Raw genomic sequence first — 14,951 nt, 5'->3', positions numbered from 1 at the left:
CTGAAAATAAGCAAATATTTTTGTGATTTATTCCTATAATTCTGAAAAACACAATTTAGTCGAATAAACGCGATAGGAGCGAACCATGTTGATCGGTGTACCCAAAGAAATCAAAAACCACGAGTACCGCATTGGCCTGACCCCGGACTCTGTGAAAGAGCTGGTACGCAACGGCCATCAGGTGATGGTTGAAAACAACGGCGGAGCCTCAATTGGTTTTGATAACGGCCAATACCAGGTCGCTGGCGCAGAAATTGTGGACACCCCGCAGGAAATCTTCCAGCGCGCCGAGATGATCGTCAAGGTGAAGGAACCCCAGCCCAACGAGTGCGAGATGTTGCGTGAAGGCCAGGTGTTGTTTACTTACCTGCACCTGGCTCCGGACCTGCGCCAGACCGAATTGTTGGTGAAATCCGGCGCTACCTGTATCGCCTACGAAACCGTGACTGACAACGCCGGTGCGCTGCCGCTGTTGGCCCCCATGTCTGAAGTGGCTGGCCGTATGTCTATTCAGGCGGGTGCTCACCACCTGGAAAAAGCTCAGGGTGGCCAGGGTGTTCTGCTGGGCGGCGTGCCCGGTGTTGCCCCCGGCAAGGTACTGGTTATTGGCGGTGGTGTGGTGGGTACCAATGCCGCTTATATGGCGGAAGGTATGGGTGCGGATGTGACCATTCTGGACCGTTCTGTACCGCGCCTGCGTGAGTTGGACAAAGAGTTTGGTGGCCGTATCAACTGCGTTTACTCCACGGCCGCTGCGGTTGAACAATACGCTCTGGATGCGGACCTGGTGGTGGGTGCGGTACTGATTCCCGGCGCTGCGGCTCCGCGTTTGTTGACCCGGGATATTATTTCCCGCATGAAAGACGGTTCTGTATTGGTGGATGTGGCCATTGATCAGGGCGGTTGTTTTGAAACCTCCAAGGCCACCACCCACGAAGAGCCCACTTACGTGGTAGACGGTGTGGTTCACTACTGCGTGGCCAATATGCCCGGCGGTGTGGCGCGCACGTCAACCATGGCGCTGAACAATGTGACTTTGCCGTACGCCATTGCCCTGGCCAACAAGGGCGCCAAAGAAGCCATGCTGGAAGATCAGCACTTGCTGAACGGTTTGAATGTGCATAAAGGCCAGATCACTTACGATGCAGTGGGCGTGGCTCACGATATGCCTTATGTGGATGCCCGCGAAGCGTTGAATGGTTAAATAACGGTTTTCGGCACGAAAAACCGGCGTTGAAAGGCGCCGGTTTTTTTGTGCTTCAAATATGGGAGTTCTGTCATTCTGAGCGCAGCGAAGAATCTCCGGTTGGCGAGGCCAAGAGATCCTTCGCTGCGCTCAGGATGACGAAGGGAAGGGCTCGGGATGACGAAGGGAAGGGGGCTCAGGATGACGAAGGGGAGGGCTCAGTGTGAGGAGTGAGGGGGCTCAGTGTGACAGGAATACCCCTTGTCATTGCGAGGAGCGTAGCGACGCGGCAATCTTGACCGGTGTGGCAGAGGGGTTGGGAAGTGTGGCGGTAACCGGATGGAGATTGCTTCGCTTTGCTCGCAATGACGGCTGCGGACTACAGTAGCGTAGCCCGTCCCTTCATTGTAAGGAAGCGCAGCGGCACCCGGGATTGGTATGTCACAAGGCGGCAGCAATTTCCTGGCTGAGTTGTAACAGGGCTTCGCTCAGCCCCTCCGCAAGGCTATTGTAGCCGCTGTCGGCCAGTTCGCTGGAAAAGCTGCTGATTTTTGCCGGGCGGTTGGCGATTTGCCATTGTACTTTGATGGTGGCTCGGCTGGCGCTGCGGTCCATGCTGAGTATGTTGATCGCCACCCGGTGCTCCGGGCGTTGGTTTTGCCGCCAGGGGTGCACGACCACCTGGCTGGAGCCGGTGAGGGTGGCGAGGTTTTCCAGCAGGGCGCGTTCGATGTTGTGACGCAGGGGCTCGCCCCAGCGGTGGAATTGTTCCACTTGCAAACGCCCCGGTTCGCCGCGGGTGGTGATTTGTGGCCGGTTGAGGTATTCCGCCACAGTGACCGGGCCAATGCCAATGGAGCAGTCGCAGGGTGCGCTGGCGCTGGTTGCTTTGCTGCTGAGCAGGTAATAGTGGCTCTGCGGGGTGCTGCTGCAACCGGCGGCCAGCAGGGTCATAAAAACTATCCAGTATTTCATTGCTGATTTTTCCCTTGAATAAGCGATTCCGGTTCCCGTTCCAGAGTTTCTGCCAGTAGCCGCATGGCGCGGGCGGTGCGTTCCAGTTCGGCGGCGGCGCGGGTCATTTGTTGCAGCATGGGGGAGTCTTCCGACAGCACATAGGCGGCGTTGGCAGAGGCCTGGTCGATGTTGCTCATGCTGGTGGCGAAGGTGTCCAGGCTTTGTTGCAGCGAGGCAGACATGGTGGGCAGTTCTTTGTTGATGCCGGCCAGGGTGGTGTCCAGCGCTCGTAGGGTCGGTTTTATGTCGTCGGTCAGTTCACCCACTTCTACTTTCAAGTAACTGGCCAGGCCCCGATAGGCGGCCAGGGTGCTGCTGATGTTTTTGGTGAGCTCCTGGGTGTTGCGGTCGTTGACGATCTGGTCCAGGCCGTTGAGGGTGGTGGTAATGCGCGCGCTGATGCCCTTCAGGTCGATTTGTTGCAGGTTTTGCGAGATCGCTTCCAGGTCGCTGGGTACGGTGGGGAACTGGGTGTATTCGGTTTCAATGTCTACCAGTCGGGGAGGGCTGTCCGGGTAGTAATCCATTTGCACATAGATCAAACCGGTGAGCAGGCTTTGCAGGCGGAATTGCGCCGCCAGGCCACAGCTCTCCAGGCCGCGAATTTCCCCCGGTGTGCCCACTTGGTTTACGCGATTTTCGTTGATAGCGATGGTAATAAAGTTGAGTACCTTGAAGGTGGCGGTTTCGATATTCACGGTGATGTCGGTGACTTCACCAATGGTGACCCCTTTCAGGGCTACTGGCGCGCCGATACTCAGGCCGTCTACCGAACTTTCGTACACCAGTGTGTAGTGTTTGCGCTCGGCACCAAACAGGCCGTTGTTGATAAAAATCGCCAACAGCCCGGCGAGCACCAGTGCGCCCACCACAAAGCCGCCAATGGCTATATGCCTGCTGCGGGAATTCATGGGGTTGTCTCCCTGTGGTTGCGGTCGATTTGCCCTTGGGAAAGCGTTCCCCTGGAAAGAAAGCGCCTCACTTGGTGGTGCGGGCTGTCGGTTTTCAAGTGTTGCGGGTGGCCGCTATCGAGCATGGCTTTGCTTTCCGGGTCCAGAAACACGCTGTTGTTGCCAATGGCAAAAATGCTCGCCAGTTCGTGAGTTACCACCACAATGGTAGCACCGGTGGTTTGTTGTATCTGCACAATTAATTCGTCCAGCAGTTTGCTGCTAAGGGGGTCGAGCCCGGCGCTGGGTTCGTCGAAAAACAGCACTTCCGGGTCCAGGGCAATGGCCCGCGCCAGCCCTGCGCGCTTTTGCATGCCGCCGCTGATTTGCGAGGGGTAATAATCCTGAAAGCCCGCCAAGCCCACAAGGGCCAGTTTATAGTGCACCAGGTCGGCGATTTCCGCTTTGCTGAGACTGGCGTTTTGCAGGCGAGCGTGTTGTTGCAAGGGCAGGGCGACGTTTTCTGCCAGAGTCATGGCGCTGAACAGGCCGCCGGTTTGGAAGGTGGTGCCCCAGCTGCGGCGCATGTTGGCCTGCTGCCGGGGGCTGGCGTCGAAATAGCTGACGCCGTTGTAGCAGATTTCCCCGCTGGCTGGTTGCAGCAGGCCAATCAGGTGTTTCAGCAGGGTACTTTTGCCGCAACCGCTGCCACCCATAACGATAAAAATATCGCCGCGATTGATGGTAAAGGTCAGGTCGCGCTGAATCAGCGTATCGCCATAGGCCATGGTCAGATTGTTTACCTGAATATGAGCGTCATTCATATGCCCATCTCGCTGTAAATTATGTTCAGCAGCGCATCGCTGACCACCAGGTAGACAATGGCGGTAACCACGGCTTTGGTGGTGGCGTTGCCCACGGCGGCAGAGTCCCGGCCGCAGGCCATGCCCGCCCGACAGCCAGCCATGGCAATCAGTAGGGCGAAGACCACCGCTTTCACCAGGCCGCTGAGCACCTGGATCATATCCAGCGCCTGTCGGGATTGTTCCACGTATTGCAGAAAACTGATGTCCATGCCCAGGCCGACAATGGCGCCGCCGATAATGCCGAGGATATTCGAGTAAATCACCAGTAGCGGCATAATCAGAATCAGCGCCAGCATGCGCGGCAGCACCAGAAATTCCATGGGGGAGATGCCCAGGGTGCGCACTGCGTCGATCTCGTCATTGACCTGCATGGTGCCCAGTTGTGCGGCGTAGGCGGCGCCGGTGCGCCCGGCCATGATAATGGCGGTCATCAGCGCGCCCATTTCACGTACCATGCCGATGGCCACCAGGTCGGCCACGTACAGCTCGGCACCCAACAGGCGCAGTTGCACCGCACCCAGGTAGGCGAGAATCATGCCCACCAGTACGCTCAGCAGGGTAATGATGCCCAGTGCCTGAGGGCCCGCCAAAAACAGGAATTGCCCCAGGTCGGTAAAGCGCATATTGGCGCGCCCCAGCAGCAGCTTGCCGGTGGCTTCGGTGCATTCCCCCACAAAACTCAGCACAGCCAATGTTTTTTGCACGCTGCCGGTCAGTGCCTGCCAAGGGTTAAAACCCGCTTGTTTGGGTGTGCCCTGCTGACGCTCGGGCACTGCCGTTGCCAGCTTGAGCAATGCCTGCGCCCCTTGGGGCAGGGCACTGCTGTCAAAGGTGATATCGCGTTCTGCGCAATAATTGTGGCAGCTGAGCAGTATGGCATTGAGGCGGGAGTCCCATTGGCAGTTGTCCGCCAGGGTGACCCGCAATTGTTTGAGGTGGTGGCCAGCCAGTTGTTTGGCAATGGCAGAAAAAGGCGCTGCGCCCTCACTGGCTATTTGCCAGGGGCCGCTAAACAGCAGTTCGCCGTTGCCGTCTGCTACTGTCAACTGGAACTGTGGCTCGCTCATCAGTCGCGCCTCAGCCGTTCATTGACGGCAATGGGGTTGGGGAAGTTGAAGGTGACGATGTAGCTGGAAATCAGAAAGGTCAGAATTGCCGCCGCCTGGATTGCGTGGGACGCCAGGGTGCCAATCAGTGAAGCGTTAAACGCGACATAGGCAATCAGCAGGGAGAATTCACTGATCTGGCCGAGGCGAAAGCCCAGGTCCCAGGCCAGGGGGCGTTTTTCCCGTTGGTATTTGAGCAAAAAGCGAAAGGTGGCCGGTTTCAGTATCAGCATAACCCCGCCCAGCACCAGTGCGGGCAGCAGGATATCTGACAGCAGGCCGAGGTTAAAGCCGGCACCCAGTGAGACAAAAAACAGAATCAGAAAGAAATCCCGCAGGGGTTTCAGGCTCAGGGCGATGTATTGGGAGATGGGGTTGGTGGCGATAGTAATGCCCGCCAAAAATGCGCCGATTTCCCGCGACAGGCCAACCACTTCTGCCAGCTCTGCCATGCCTAGGCACCAGCCCAGTGCCAGCAGGAATACGTACTCGCTTACCCGGTCGAAGCGGGCGAACAGTTTCACTAGGCCAAAGCGCACGGTAACCACGGCAATACCAACAAGCACCGGCAGTGCCAGCAGGGTTTTGCCGATTTGCAGCGGGTCGATTTCTCCGCCGGAGCCACTAAGCAGCACCAGCAATACAAAGATGGCGATAAAGTCCTGCACCAGCAACATGCCCACCATCATGTCACCCACATGGCGGTGGTGAAGGATGGTGGTGGGCAGCAGTTTGATGCCGATAATGGTGCTGGAGAACATCATTGCCAGGCCGATGATGGTGCTTTCCAACTGGCTGAAACCAAAAGCCAGTCCGATCACATAGCCCACCGCGGCAAACAGGGCTGAGCTGATCAGGGTAATCAGGGTGACCTTGCGGAACACATTGAGCAGGGATTGCGGCTGCATATCCAGGCCCAGCAAAAACAGCAGGAAGATAATGCCGATGTGGGAAATTTCCGTCAGCAGACCGATGTCGGACACCCAGCCCATGCCGTAGGGTCCGATCAATGCGCCCAGCACAATATAGACAACCAGCAACGGCTGCCGCCCGTAGAGCGCCAGCGAAGCGATAATGGCGGCACCGGTAAAAATCAGGAAAAACGACTGGAAGACCGTTTCGGTCATATTGTGTCCGTGTTGTTGATTTTAGCTAACTATCCCTTGTTCTGTGGGACGATGCAAGAAGGGTGCATTGGCGGGGCTTACGGGATAGAATCTGCCCACAATTACAATGACAGGAGGGCATATTATGTCTGATCAGGAGCAACCGGTAGAGTCTGTAAGCAATGATGATAACGGCAAAACCGACGCCATGGCAGCGCTGTTTGCTGTACTTCTGGTGGTGGCGGGAATGATTTACTGGGTGTCTCAGCAGTAATAACGCTGCATATCATCCTGAACGCAGTGAAGGATCTCTTTGTTGATACTGGCATTGAGATCCTTCACTGCGTTCAGGATGACAAAAGCTCAGGGCAATACCACCTTCACAATGGCAATCAGCCCGAGCACAAAAACAACGGTAAAGATAATTCCGCACAGCAGAAAGGTTTTGAAACTGCCGGTTTTGAAATCCCGTTCGCGGTTTTTGTCACTTTGCACACCAATACCCGCCGCCAGGGTGCTGCCAATCAGCTCTTTGACGGTGGGTTTTTCGTTTTTCGGTGATTCACTTTCATTCATTTTGCTGTTTCCACTCATGCTGTCATCCTGAGTGTAGTGAAGGATCTCGCTAAGCAGATTCTTCGCTGCGCTCAGAATGACGGTATTAAACCGGCAACCTTATAGGTTGCGTTTAATCATGCGGCGCAGGGATGTGCCGCCGCCGGCGTAGCCAGCCGGGTTAATAGGGTATTGAACCGTCAGGGCTCATACCCCAACACCGGCGTCAGCCAGCGTTCCAGTTCGTTTAGCGCCATGCCTTTGCGCTGGGCCATGCTTTCCACCTGATCTTTCTGAATCTTGCCGGTATTGAAATAGCGGGATTCCGGGTGGGAGAAGTACCAGCCGCTCACCGCCGCAGCGGGGAACATGGCGTAGCTGTCGGTTAACGATACGCCAATATTCTGTTCCACTTCCAGCAGTTTGAACAGGGTGGCTTTTTCCGTGTGGTCCGGGCAGGCGGGGTAGCCCGGTGCCGGGCGGATGCCGGTGTATTTTTCTTTGATCAGTGCTTCGTTGTCCAGGCTTTCGTCCGGCACATAGCCCCAGAATTCCGTGCGAATGCGGCGGTGCATATGCTCTGCAAAGGATTCCGCCAGGCGATCCGCCAGGGCTTTGATCATAATGGCGCTGTAGTCGTCGCCGTTGGCTTCGTATTGTTTGGCAATTTCTTCGGCACCGATACCGGCGGTTACCACAAAACCGCCGATATAGTCTTCGGCGCCACTGTCTTTGGGGGCGATAAAATCCGCCAGGCTGTGATTGATGTTTTTGGCGCCGGGTTTGATGGTTTGCTGGCGAATGTGGTGCAGTTGCGCCAGTTCTGTCGAGCGCTCGGCGTCACTGTATACGGCAATATCATCACCATTGATGCGGTCTGCGGGCCACAGGCCAATTACCGCTTTGGCTGTTAGCAGCTTTTTGTCGACAATATCCTTGAGCATGATTTGCGCGTCGTTGTACAGACTGGTAGCAGCTTCGCCCACTATCTCGTCTTGCAGAATGCGGGGGAATTTGCCCACCAGGTCCCAGGAGATAAAAAACGGCGTCCAGTCCAGGGTGTCGATCAGTTTTTCCAGTGGGTAGTCATCAAACACTTTGGTGCCGGTAAAGCTGGGCACTGGCGGTTGGTAGTTGTGCCAGTCCCACTGAAAGCCCGCTTCGATCGCCTGGGTATAGGGCAGGGTGCTGCCACGGGGTTTGCGGTTGGCAGTGCGCACCCGCACTTTTTCGTATTCTTCCGCCAGGCCCGCATAGAACGGTGTGCGCAGTTCTTCGCTCATCAGGGTGGTGGCTACGCCTACGGCGCGGGAGGCGTCTGCCACGTACACGGTCTGATTCAGGTTAAATTTCGGGTCAATTTTTACCGCGGTGTGAGCTTTGGAGGTGGTGGCGCCGCCGATCAGCAGGGGCAGGTTTATGTCCAGCCGCTCCATTTCACTGGCCACGTGCACCATTTCGTCCAGGGATGGGGTAATCAAACCGGACAGGCCGATAATGTCTGCGTTCTCTTTTTGTGCGGTTTCAAGGATTTTTTCTGCGGGCACCATTACCCCCAGGTCCACCACCTCGAAATTGTTGCACTGCAACACCACACCGACAATGTTTTTGCCAATGTCGTGCACATCGCCTTTTACGGTGGCCATAATGACTTTGCCGTTGGATTGGGCGGCACCGTCTTTTTCCGCTTCAATATACGGTTGCAAATAGGCCACCGACTGTTTCATCACCCGGGCGGATTTCACCACTTGCGGCAGAAACATTTTGCCGGAGCCAAACAAGTCGCCCACCACATTCATGCCGTCCATCAGCGGGCCTTCAATAACGTGCAGCGGGCGCTCAGCATTTTGGCGAGCGGCTTCGGTGTCTTCTTCAATGTAGGTGTTAATGCCTTTTACCAGGGCGTGTTCCAGGCGTTTCTCCACCGGCCAGTCGCGCCATTCCAGGTCTTCTTTTTTCTCGCCGGTGCTGCCATCGCCACGGTATTTTTCGGCAATATCCAGCAGCGCTTCGGTGCCGTTTTCGTGGCGATTGAGAATAACGTCTTCGACTTTATCCCGCAGTTCTGCCGGCAGGTCGTCGTACACCGCCAGTTGCCCGGCGTTGACAATGCCCATATTCATACCGGCTTTGATGGCGTGGTACAGGAATACGGAATGAATGGCTTCGCGCACCGGGTTGTTGCCCCGGAACGAGAACGATACGTTGGACACGCCGCCGGAAATCATCGCCCCCGGCAGGTTTTGTTTGATCCAGCGGGTGCCTTCGATAAAGTCCACCGCGTAGTTGTTGTGTTCCTCAATGCCGGTGGCGACAGCAAAAATATTGGGGTCGAAAATAATGTCGTTGGGGTTAAAACCCACGGTATTGACCAGCAATTCGTAGCTGCGCGAGCAGATGTCGATGCGCCGTTGCAGGTTGTCGGCCTGGCCGTCGGTGTCGAACGCCATCACCACCACGGCGGCGCCGTAGCGTTTGCACAGCCGGGCCACTTGCAGAAATTCGTCTTCCCCTTCCTTGAGGCTGATGGAGTTCACCACTGGCTTGCCCTGGATGCATTTCAGGCCCGCTTCGATCACGTCCCACTTGGAGGAATCCACCATAATGGGGATGCGGGAAATATCCGGTTCCGACGCCACCAGATTGAGGAAGGTGGTCATGGCTTTGTGGGCATCCAACATGCCCTCGTCCATGTTGATGTCGATAATTTGCGCGCCGTCCTCCACCTGGGTGCGAGCCACATCCAGGGCGGTGTCGTAGTCGTCTTCCAGAATCAGCCGCTTGAAGCGCGCCGAGCCGGTGACGTTGCAGCGTTCGCCCACGTTCACAAACAGCGAGTCGGCGGTGATATTGAACGGTTCCAGGCCGGACAGTCGGCAGGCGGGTTCCAGCTCTGGTACCGTGCGCGGTTGGCACTGGGCTACCCGCTCGGCAATGGCGCGAATGTGTTCCGGCGCGGTGCCGCAGCAGCCGCCGATAATATTGAGCAGGCCGCTGTCTGCAAATTCGCCGACTATCTCTGCCATTTCCCCGGCGGTCTGGTCGTATTCGCCAAACTCGTTGGGCAGCCCGGCGTTGGGGTGGGCACTGGTCAGGGTGTCTGCCACCCGCGACATTTCTTCCACGTAGGGGCGCAATTCCGCTGCCCCCAGAGCGCAGTTGAGGCCGATGGAAAACGGTTTGGCGTGGGCCAGGGAATTCCAGAAGGCCTCGGTGGTTTGCCCGGACAGGGTGCGGCCACTGGCGTCGGTGATGGTGCCGGAAATCATAATAGGCAGTTCGATACCCTGTTGTTCGAACACTTCCTGCACCGCGTATACGGCGGCCTTGGCGTTGAGGGTGTCGAACACGGTTTCGATCAGGATAATATCGGCTCCGCCGTCAATCAGGGCGGCGGTGGCCTCGGTGTAGTTTGCCACCAATTCGTCAAAACTGGTGTTGCGCGCTGCCGGGTCGTTCACGTCTGGCGAGATGGACGCGGTGCGACTGGTGGGGCCTAACACGCCGGCCACAAAGCGGGGTTTGTGGGGTTCTTTTTCGGTCCAGGCATCGGCGGCCTGACGAGCCAGACGTGCGCCTTCCCGGTTCAGTTCGGCGCTCAAATGCTCCATGCCGTAATCCGCCTGAGACACCCGGTTGGAGTTAAAGGTGTTGGTTTCCAGAATATCACTGCCCGCTGCCAGGTAAGCATCGTGAATGCCGCGAATGATGTCTGGCTGGGTGAGGGTGAGCAGATCGTTGTTGCCCCCCAGGTCTTGTCCCCAATCCGCAAAGCGTTCGCCCCGGTAATCCGCCTCTTGTAATTTGTGCTGCTGAATCATGGTGCCCATGGCGCCGTCGAGAATCAGGATGCGCTCTTTGGCGGCGGCGTGCAGGGCGGCGGTGCGGGTGGCTCTTGTGTGGGTGGCGGTGTCAGTCACGGGGTGCTCGATGGTGTTGGGTTAAAACGGGGCATTTTATCAAATTACCGAAACGGCAAGTTGAGAATATTTGCCGTTCAACACAAGTTATTTTGCGGTTGCAGTTTTGCTGTGGATTTACATCGCAGGGCAGGCGCTCGTATTCGGGTTAACAGTGAGATCCCTTGATAACATCGTCAAAAGTTTATTTGTTACTTTGTTTTTTGTGGACTAAACTAATCAAACTTAGTTTAGTTGGAGTTGTTATGCAAACCGTTAATATTCACGAAGCCAAAACCCACCTTTCCCGTTTGATTGAGCAGGCTGTTAACGGAGAGCCGTTTGTTATCGCCAAGGCAGGTAAGCCGCTGGTCAAGGTTGTGTCGCTATCTGTGCAGGATGGTGATAAAGCACAGCGATTGGGCTTTATGGCTGAGCAAATTCAAGTTCCCGAAGACTTTGACGAAATGGGCGCTGAACAGATTGAGCAATTATTTGGTGATTTCCAGTGAAGTTGTTGCTGGATACTCATGTGCTGCTGTGGGCTGCGGGAAACCCGGAAAGACTATCGGCAAAGGTATTGCCGCTATTGGACGACAGCAATAACGAGCTTTTTTTTAGTGCTGCAAGCCTGTGGGAAATCACTATTAAACATGGCTTGGGCAGAGCGGATTTTCAGGTGGATGTGCATGTATTGCGCCGTGGCTTGCTGGATAATGGCTACAGCGAACTACCCATAACCAGTGGGCACGCTTTAGCTACAGGCGGCTTGCCCGCTATCCACAAAGACCCGTTTGACCGAATTCTGGTTGCTCAGTCGTTGGTTGAGGGAGTTACGCTTCTCACTGCCGATGCAAAGGTTGCTCTCTATCCAGGGCCCATTCAGGTCGTATAAAACGCCCCCTGATCCTTGTCCCTGAAAAAAGTCGCGGTTAGAATACATGACTAATTTACTCGGATATGTCAGGTTTGCCTGTAATGACCTCATCACTACCCAATATCACCATCACTGAATCTGCCCAGGAATATCTTGCCGGCTTGTTGGCCAAACAGGATGCCGAGGGCATTGGCATTCGCATGTTTGTTTCCGACCCCGGTACGCCCAAGGCGGAAACCTGCATTGCCTATTGTCGCCCTGGCGAAGAAAAAGACGGTGACAGCAAAATGCCCCTCAATGGTTTTGACGCCTGGTTCGAGGAGCGCAGCATTCCTTTTCTGGATGAGGCGAAAGTGGATTACTCGCCAGACAAAATGGGCGGCCAACTCACCATTCGCGCCCCCAATTCACGCATGCCAAAAGTCTCGGACGACAGCCCCATTGAAGACAAAATCAATTATGTGCTGTACAGCGAAGTAAACCCTGGCCTGGCGGCCCACGGCGGCAATGTGTCGCTGGAAATGATGGACGGCAATATTGCCGTACTGCGTTTCGGTGGCGGTTGCCAGGGGTGCAGTGCGGTGGATTTGACGTTGAAAGATGGCGTGGAAAAATCCCTGATGGATCAAATTCCCGAGCTGGAAGGAGTGCGGGATATTACCGACCACAGCGACAAGTCGTCGGCGTATTATCAGTGATTTAAGCGTCAATACTCTTTCCTGTCATCCTGAGCGCAGCGAAGGATCTCATTGTCAATCAAGCATTGAGATCCTTCGCTGCGCTCAGGATGACGTAAATCGATTAGTCAGTTGCCTCTTTAGAATCCTTTTCCCCTTCATCTTCCTCTGGCTTCGGAGAAGCCTTCTTCAAGCAGATAAACCCGGCAATTCCCGCCAGCAGTGAGGCGATGATGACTCCTGCCTTGGCCAGTACCAGTCCGTCCGTACTGCCTTTAAACGCGAGTTCGGCAATAAAAATAGACATGGTAAAGCCGATGCCAGCCAGGAAGCCAACGCCGATTATGTGCATAAAGTTGCAGCCGCTGGGAAGTTCGCCCAGGCCGAGTTTCCAGCCCACCCAGGTGGCGCCGGTTACGCCGATCAGTTTGCCCACCACCAGGCCCAGGGCAATACCCAGAGTGATATTGTTGAGAATATTGGTATCACCATCAACAAAACCGGACAGGGGAATGCCTGCATTGGCGAGGGCAAAAATAGGAATGACGATGTAGGTCACTGGCAAGTGCAGTGAGGTTTCAAGGCGTTGCAACGGCGCTTCTGCCAGGTTTGCGCCGTCTGCGAGGGCGTGAACGTAGGCGCGCATTTTTTCGTTGCGCATGGTGTTTTCCCCAGGGCGATAACTGCTGTCAAAGCGCTTGATAATGTCTTTTACCTGAGAGCTGAACGCCACCGGGTTGTACTTGGGTTTTGCCGGTACCGCAAAGGCGGTAATCACTCCTGCAAGGGTGGCGTGAATACCCGCCGCATGCAGCTCAAACCACAGGGCGGCACCTACTAACAGGTAAGGTAAAGAGCGGCGAATACCCCACCAGTTCAGGAACCACAACAGGGCGATACACAACAGCGACAGCAGCAGGGATGAATGGTTGATGGTTTCTGTGTAGAAAATGGCGATAACAGCGATGGCGCCCAAGTCGTCGACAATAGCCAGGGCCACCAGGAAGGCGATCAGGCTTTTGGGTACCCGCCCGCCCAGCAGGGCGCAGGTGCCCACGGCAAAGGCGATGTCGGTAGCCATGGGGATGCCCCAGCCAGCGGCGGCGGGGCCGCTTGGGTTGAGGGCAAAATAGATGGAGGCGGGTACCAACATGCCGCCAATGGCGGCCATAATGGGCAGCGATGCCTGCTTGACGCTGGACAGTTCGCCTACCAGAAAGCCCCGCTTCAGCTCCAGACCAACGTGGAAGAAGAAGAACGCCATCAGGCCGTCATTCACCCAGTGGTGTACGGTCATCTTCATGCCGCTGTCACCAAAGGCAAAGCCGGTTTTGGTGGCCAGAAATGCGCTGTAGGGTTCAAACCAGGGGCTGTTGGCGATAATCAGGGCGATAATGGCGCAGATCATCAGCAATACGCCACTGGTGGTCTGGCGGTGAATAAACTCCTCAAAGGGCGTCAGTATGCGGTCAAACGCTTTCTCCCAAGGGGCGTTGTAAACCCTGCCCTTGCGCGGTTTGGGGGTGACAATCTGGTGTTCGTCCATAAATTCTCCGAGGATCGATGACCAATGGCCGCCTATCAAACACAAAAAAGGGTTCTGTGGTCAATACCGTGAAGGTATGTGTAAAGGGCAGGTTCTTTCTTGACACAACCTTCACTTGCACTCTGCAATAAAGCCGTTACCCTGCCAGGTCAATAATAAGCGAGTCAGATTATGGGCTATACAGGCCAGACCACACCACCACACGACCAGCCGCCACCGCCGGCAGGGGTTTTGCTGACCAATCTGGGCACGCCGGATGCGCCCACGCCCAAAGCGTTGCGCCGTTATTTGCGGCAGTTCTTAAGCGACCCGCGTGTGGTGGAAATCCCCAGGTTACTATGGTGGCTTATCCTGCACCTGTTTATTTTGCCCCTGCGTCCGCGCGCCTCCGCCAGCTTGTATCGGCAGATATGGACGGAACAAGGCTCGCCGTTGCTGGCTATTTCCCGTCGTCAAGCCGCTGAATTGCAAGCACGGCTGGATCACCGACAAGGGGAAGGCAAGCTGAAGGTGGTGCTGGGCATGCGCTACGGAAACCCGTCCATCAGTGCCGCCCTGGATGAGCTGGCGCAACAGGGAGTTCGCCAGCTGATTGTGTTGCCTCTTTACCCTCAATACAGTGGCAGTACCACGGGTTCCACCTTCGACGAATTGAGCCGGGTTTTGAGCGGCTATCGTTGGCTGCCGCAGCTCAACTTTATCAATGGGTACCAGAATCACCCGGCTTATATCGATGCGCTTTGTGCATCAGTGCAGCAGCATATACAGCAGCAGGGCACGCCCCAGCGCTGGGTGTTTTCTTACCACGGTACGCCCCAGCGCTATCTGGAGCAGGGCGACCCCTACTATTGCTACTGTGTGCAGACCACCCGCCTGGTGCGCGAGCGTTTGGAGCTGGATGACGGGCAGGTGTTAACCACCTTTCAATCCCGCTTTGGCAAAGCCCCCTGGTTGCAGCCCTATACGGACAAAACCCTGCAAGCCTTGCCGGAGCAGGGGGTTACGCATGTGGCGGTAATCTGCCCTGGTTTTTCCGCCGACTGCCTGGAAACCCTGGAAGAAATTCAGGGTGAAAACCAGCATGCATTTATCGCCGCCGGTGGTGAGCAATTCCACTATATTCCTTGCCTGAACGACTCGCCGCAGCACATCGACATGATGGCCCGGTTGGTTGAGGAGTACTCGGCTCCGTCACCGTAACGCGGCGATCCCCTGCCGGTAACTGC

At 56.0% G+C, this 14,951-nt stretch carries 14 protein-coding genes; 6 read left to right on the top strand and 8 right to left on the bottom strand.

Annotated elements, in window-relative coordinates; genetic code table 11:
* The first annotated feature begins 85 nt into the window (after positions 1–85).
* Positions 86–1,204 (top strand): alanine dehydrogenase, encoded by a 1,119-nt coding sequence (gene ald, locus ACVBEJ_RS02455; RefSeq protein ID WP_447128009.1) that lies wholly within the window; start codon positions 86–88, stop codon positions 1,202–1,204.
* 423 nt (positions 1,205–1,627) lie between these two features.
* Here the strand turns inward: ald and ACVBEJ_RS02450 are convergent, their stop codons facing one another.
* From ACVBEJ_RS02450 to ACVBEJ_RS02430, 5 genes are read right to left on the bottom strand one after another with little or no spacing between them, the layout of a single operon-like run.
* On the bottom strand, positions 1,628–2,161 hold the full coding sequence (locus tag ACVBEJ_RS02450; protein WP_447128008.1) for a PqiC family protein: 534 nt from the start codon (positions 2,159–2,161) through the stop codon (positions 1,628–1,630).
* Positions 2,158–3,114, bottom strand: coding sequence for an MlaD family protein (locus ACVBEJ_RS02445; RefSeq protein ID WP_447128007.1), 957 nt, complete (start codon positions 3,112–3,114; stop codon positions 2,158–2,160). The genes ACVBEJ_RS02450 and ACVBEJ_RS02445 overlap by 4 nt, the downstream gene beginning before the upstream one ends.
* On the bottom strand, positions 3,111–3,917 hold the full coding sequence (locus ACVBEJ_RS02440) for an ABC transporter ATP-binding protein (protein ID WP_447128006.1): 807 nt from the start codon (positions 3,915–3,917) through the stop codon (positions 3,111–3,113). Before ACVBEJ_RS02440 ends, ACVBEJ_RS02445 begins: the two co-directional genes overlap by 4 nt.
* Positions 3,914–5,026 carry an MlaE family ABC transporter permease gene (locus ACVBEJ_RS02435; protein WP_447128005.1) on the bottom strand — a complete coding sequence of 371 codons (1,113 nt, stop codon included), beginning with the start codon at positions 5,024–5,026 and terminating at the stop codon, positions 3,914–3,916. The genes ACVBEJ_RS02440 and ACVBEJ_RS02435 overlap by 4 nt, the downstream gene beginning before the upstream one ends.
* Positions 5,026–6,192: a cation:proton antiporter gene (locus ACVBEJ_RS02430; protein WP_447128004.1), complete on the bottom strand. Its 1,167-nt coding sequence runs from the start codon at positions 6,190–6,192 to the stop codon at positions 5,026–5,028. The genes ACVBEJ_RS02435 and ACVBEJ_RS02430 overlap by 1 nt, the downstream gene beginning before the upstream one ends.
* 124 nt (positions 6,193–6,316) lie before the next feature.
* On the opposite strand from ACVBEJ_RS02430, the gene ACVBEJ_RS02425 reads away from it, so the two are divergent.
* Complete coding sequence (locus ACVBEJ_RS02425; protein WP_447128003.1) at positions 6,317–6,445, top strand: hypothetical protein; 129 nt, start codon at positions 6,317–6,319, stop codon at positions 6,443–6,445.
* 89 nt (positions 6,446–6,534) lie between these two features.
* Here the strand turns inward: ACVBEJ_RS02425 and ACVBEJ_RS02420 are convergent, their stop codons facing one another.
* Together ACVBEJ_RS02420 and metH are read right to left on the bottom strand one after the other, a co-directional pair.
* Positions 6,535–6,765, bottom strand: coding sequence for a DUF2970 domain-containing protein (locus ACVBEJ_RS02420; RefSeq protein ID WP_447128002.1), 231 nt, complete (start codon positions 6,763–6,765; stop codon positions 6,535–6,537).
* Between the two features lie 161 nt (positions 6,766–6,926).
* Entirely contained in the window at positions 6,927–10,646 is a 3,720-nt protein-coding gene (gene metH / locus ACVBEJ_RS02415; RefSeq protein WP_447128001.1) for a methionine synthase, read from the bottom strand.
* A 245-nt stretch (positions 10,647–10,891) separates the two neighbouring features.
* Here metH and ACVBEJ_RS02410 point away from each other — a divergent pair, with 245 nt between their 5' ends.
* The 3 genes from ACVBEJ_RS02410 to nfuA all read left to right on the top strand — a co-directional run bounded on the left by ACVBEJ_RS02410 (position 10,892) and on the right by nfuA (position 12,200).
* Positions 10,892–11,137 carry a type II toxin-antitoxin system Phd/YefM family antitoxin gene (locus ACVBEJ_RS02410; protein ID WP_447128000.1) on the top strand — a complete coding sequence of 82 codons (246 nt, stop codon included), beginning with the start codon at positions 10,892–10,894 and terminating at the stop codon, positions 11,135–11,137.
* Complete coding sequence (locus tag ACVBEJ_RS02405) at positions 11,134–11,520, top strand: type II toxin-antitoxin system VapC family toxin (RefSeq protein WP_447127999.1); 387 nt, start codon at positions 11,134–11,136, stop codon at positions 11,518–11,520. The genes ACVBEJ_RS02410 and ACVBEJ_RS02405 overlap by 4 nt, the downstream gene beginning before the upstream one ends.
* 83 nt (positions 11,521–11,603) lie before the next feature.
* On the top strand, positions 11,604–12,200 hold the full coding sequence (gene nfuA, locus ACVBEJ_RS02400; protein ID WP_447127998.1) for a Fe-S biogenesis protein NfuA: 597 nt from the start codon (positions 11,604–11,606) through the stop codon (positions 12,198–12,200).
* A gap of 103 nt (positions 12,201–12,303) precedes the next feature.
* Here the strand turns inward: nfuA and nhaA are convergent, their stop codons facing one another.
* Positions 12,304–13,725, bottom strand: a complete 1,422-nt coding sequence (nhaA, locus tag ACVBEJ_RS02395) for a Na+/H+ antiporter NhaA (RefSeq protein ID WP_447127997.1) — start codon at positions 13,723–13,725, stop codon at positions 12,304–12,306.
* Between the two features lie 171 nt (positions 13,726–13,896).
* Here nhaA and hemH point away from each other — a divergent pair, with 171 nt between their 5' ends.
* Positions 13,897–14,925, top strand: a complete 1,029-nt coding sequence (gene hemH / locus ACVBEJ_RS02390; protein ID WP_447127996.1) for a ferrochelatase — start codon at positions 13,897–13,899, stop codon at positions 14,923–14,925.
* Positions 14,926–14,951: the final 26 nt, after the last annotated feature.

This window comes from Porticoccus sp. GXU_MW_L64, from assembly GCF_052983295.1.
This window is presented reverse-complemented; position numbering and strand designations above follow the sequence as displayed.

Bases quoted from the DNA above. Each gene is read 5' to 3' on its own strand.
- ald (WP_447128009.1), top strand. From the start codon at position 86: ATGTTGATCGGTGTACCCAAAGAAATCAAAAACCACGAGTACCGCATT.
- ACVBEJ_RS02450 (WP_447128008.1), bottom strand. From the start codon at position 2,161: ATGAAATACTGGATAGTTTTTATGACCCTGCTGGCCGCCGGTTGCAGC.
- ACVBEJ_RS02445 (WP_447128007.1), bottom strand. From the start codon at position 3,114: ATGAATTCCCGCAGCAGGCATATAGCCATTGGCGGCTTTGTGGTGGGC.
- ACVBEJ_RS02440 (WP_447128006.1), bottom strand. From the start codon at position 3,917: ATGAATGACGCTCATATTCAGGTAAACAATCTGACCATGGCCTATGGC.
- ACVBEJ_RS02435 (WP_447128005.1), bottom strand. From the start codon at position 5,026: ATGAGCGAGCCACAGTTCCAGTTGACAGTAGCAGACGGCAACGGCGAA.
- ACVBEJ_RS02430 (WP_447128004.1), bottom strand. From the start codon at position 6,192: ATGACCGAAACGGTCTTCCAGTCGTTTTTCCTGATTTTTACCGGTGCC.
- ACVBEJ_RS02425 (WP_447128003.1), top strand. From the start codon at position 6,317: ATGTCTGATCAGGAGCAACCGGTAGAGTCTGTAAGCAATGATGATAAC.
- ACVBEJ_RS02420 (WP_447128002.1), bottom strand. From the start codon at position 6,765: ATGAGTGGAAACAGCAAAATGAATGAAAGTGAATCACCGAAAAACGAA.
- ACVBEJ_RS02410 (WP_447128000.1), top strand. From the start codon at position 10,892: ATGCAAACCGTTAATATTCACGAAGCCAAAACCCACCTTTCCCGTTTG.
- nfuA (WP_447127998.1), top strand. From the start codon at position 11,604: ATGACCTCATCACTACCCAATATCACCATCACTGAATCTGCCCAGGAA.
- nhaA (WP_447127997.1), bottom strand. From the start codon at position 13,725: ATGGACGAACACCAGATTGTCACCCCCAAACCGCGCAAGGGCAGGGTT.
- hemH (WP_447127996.1), top strand. From the start codon at position 13,897: ATGGGCTATACAGGCCAGACCACACCACCACACGACCAGCCGCCACCG.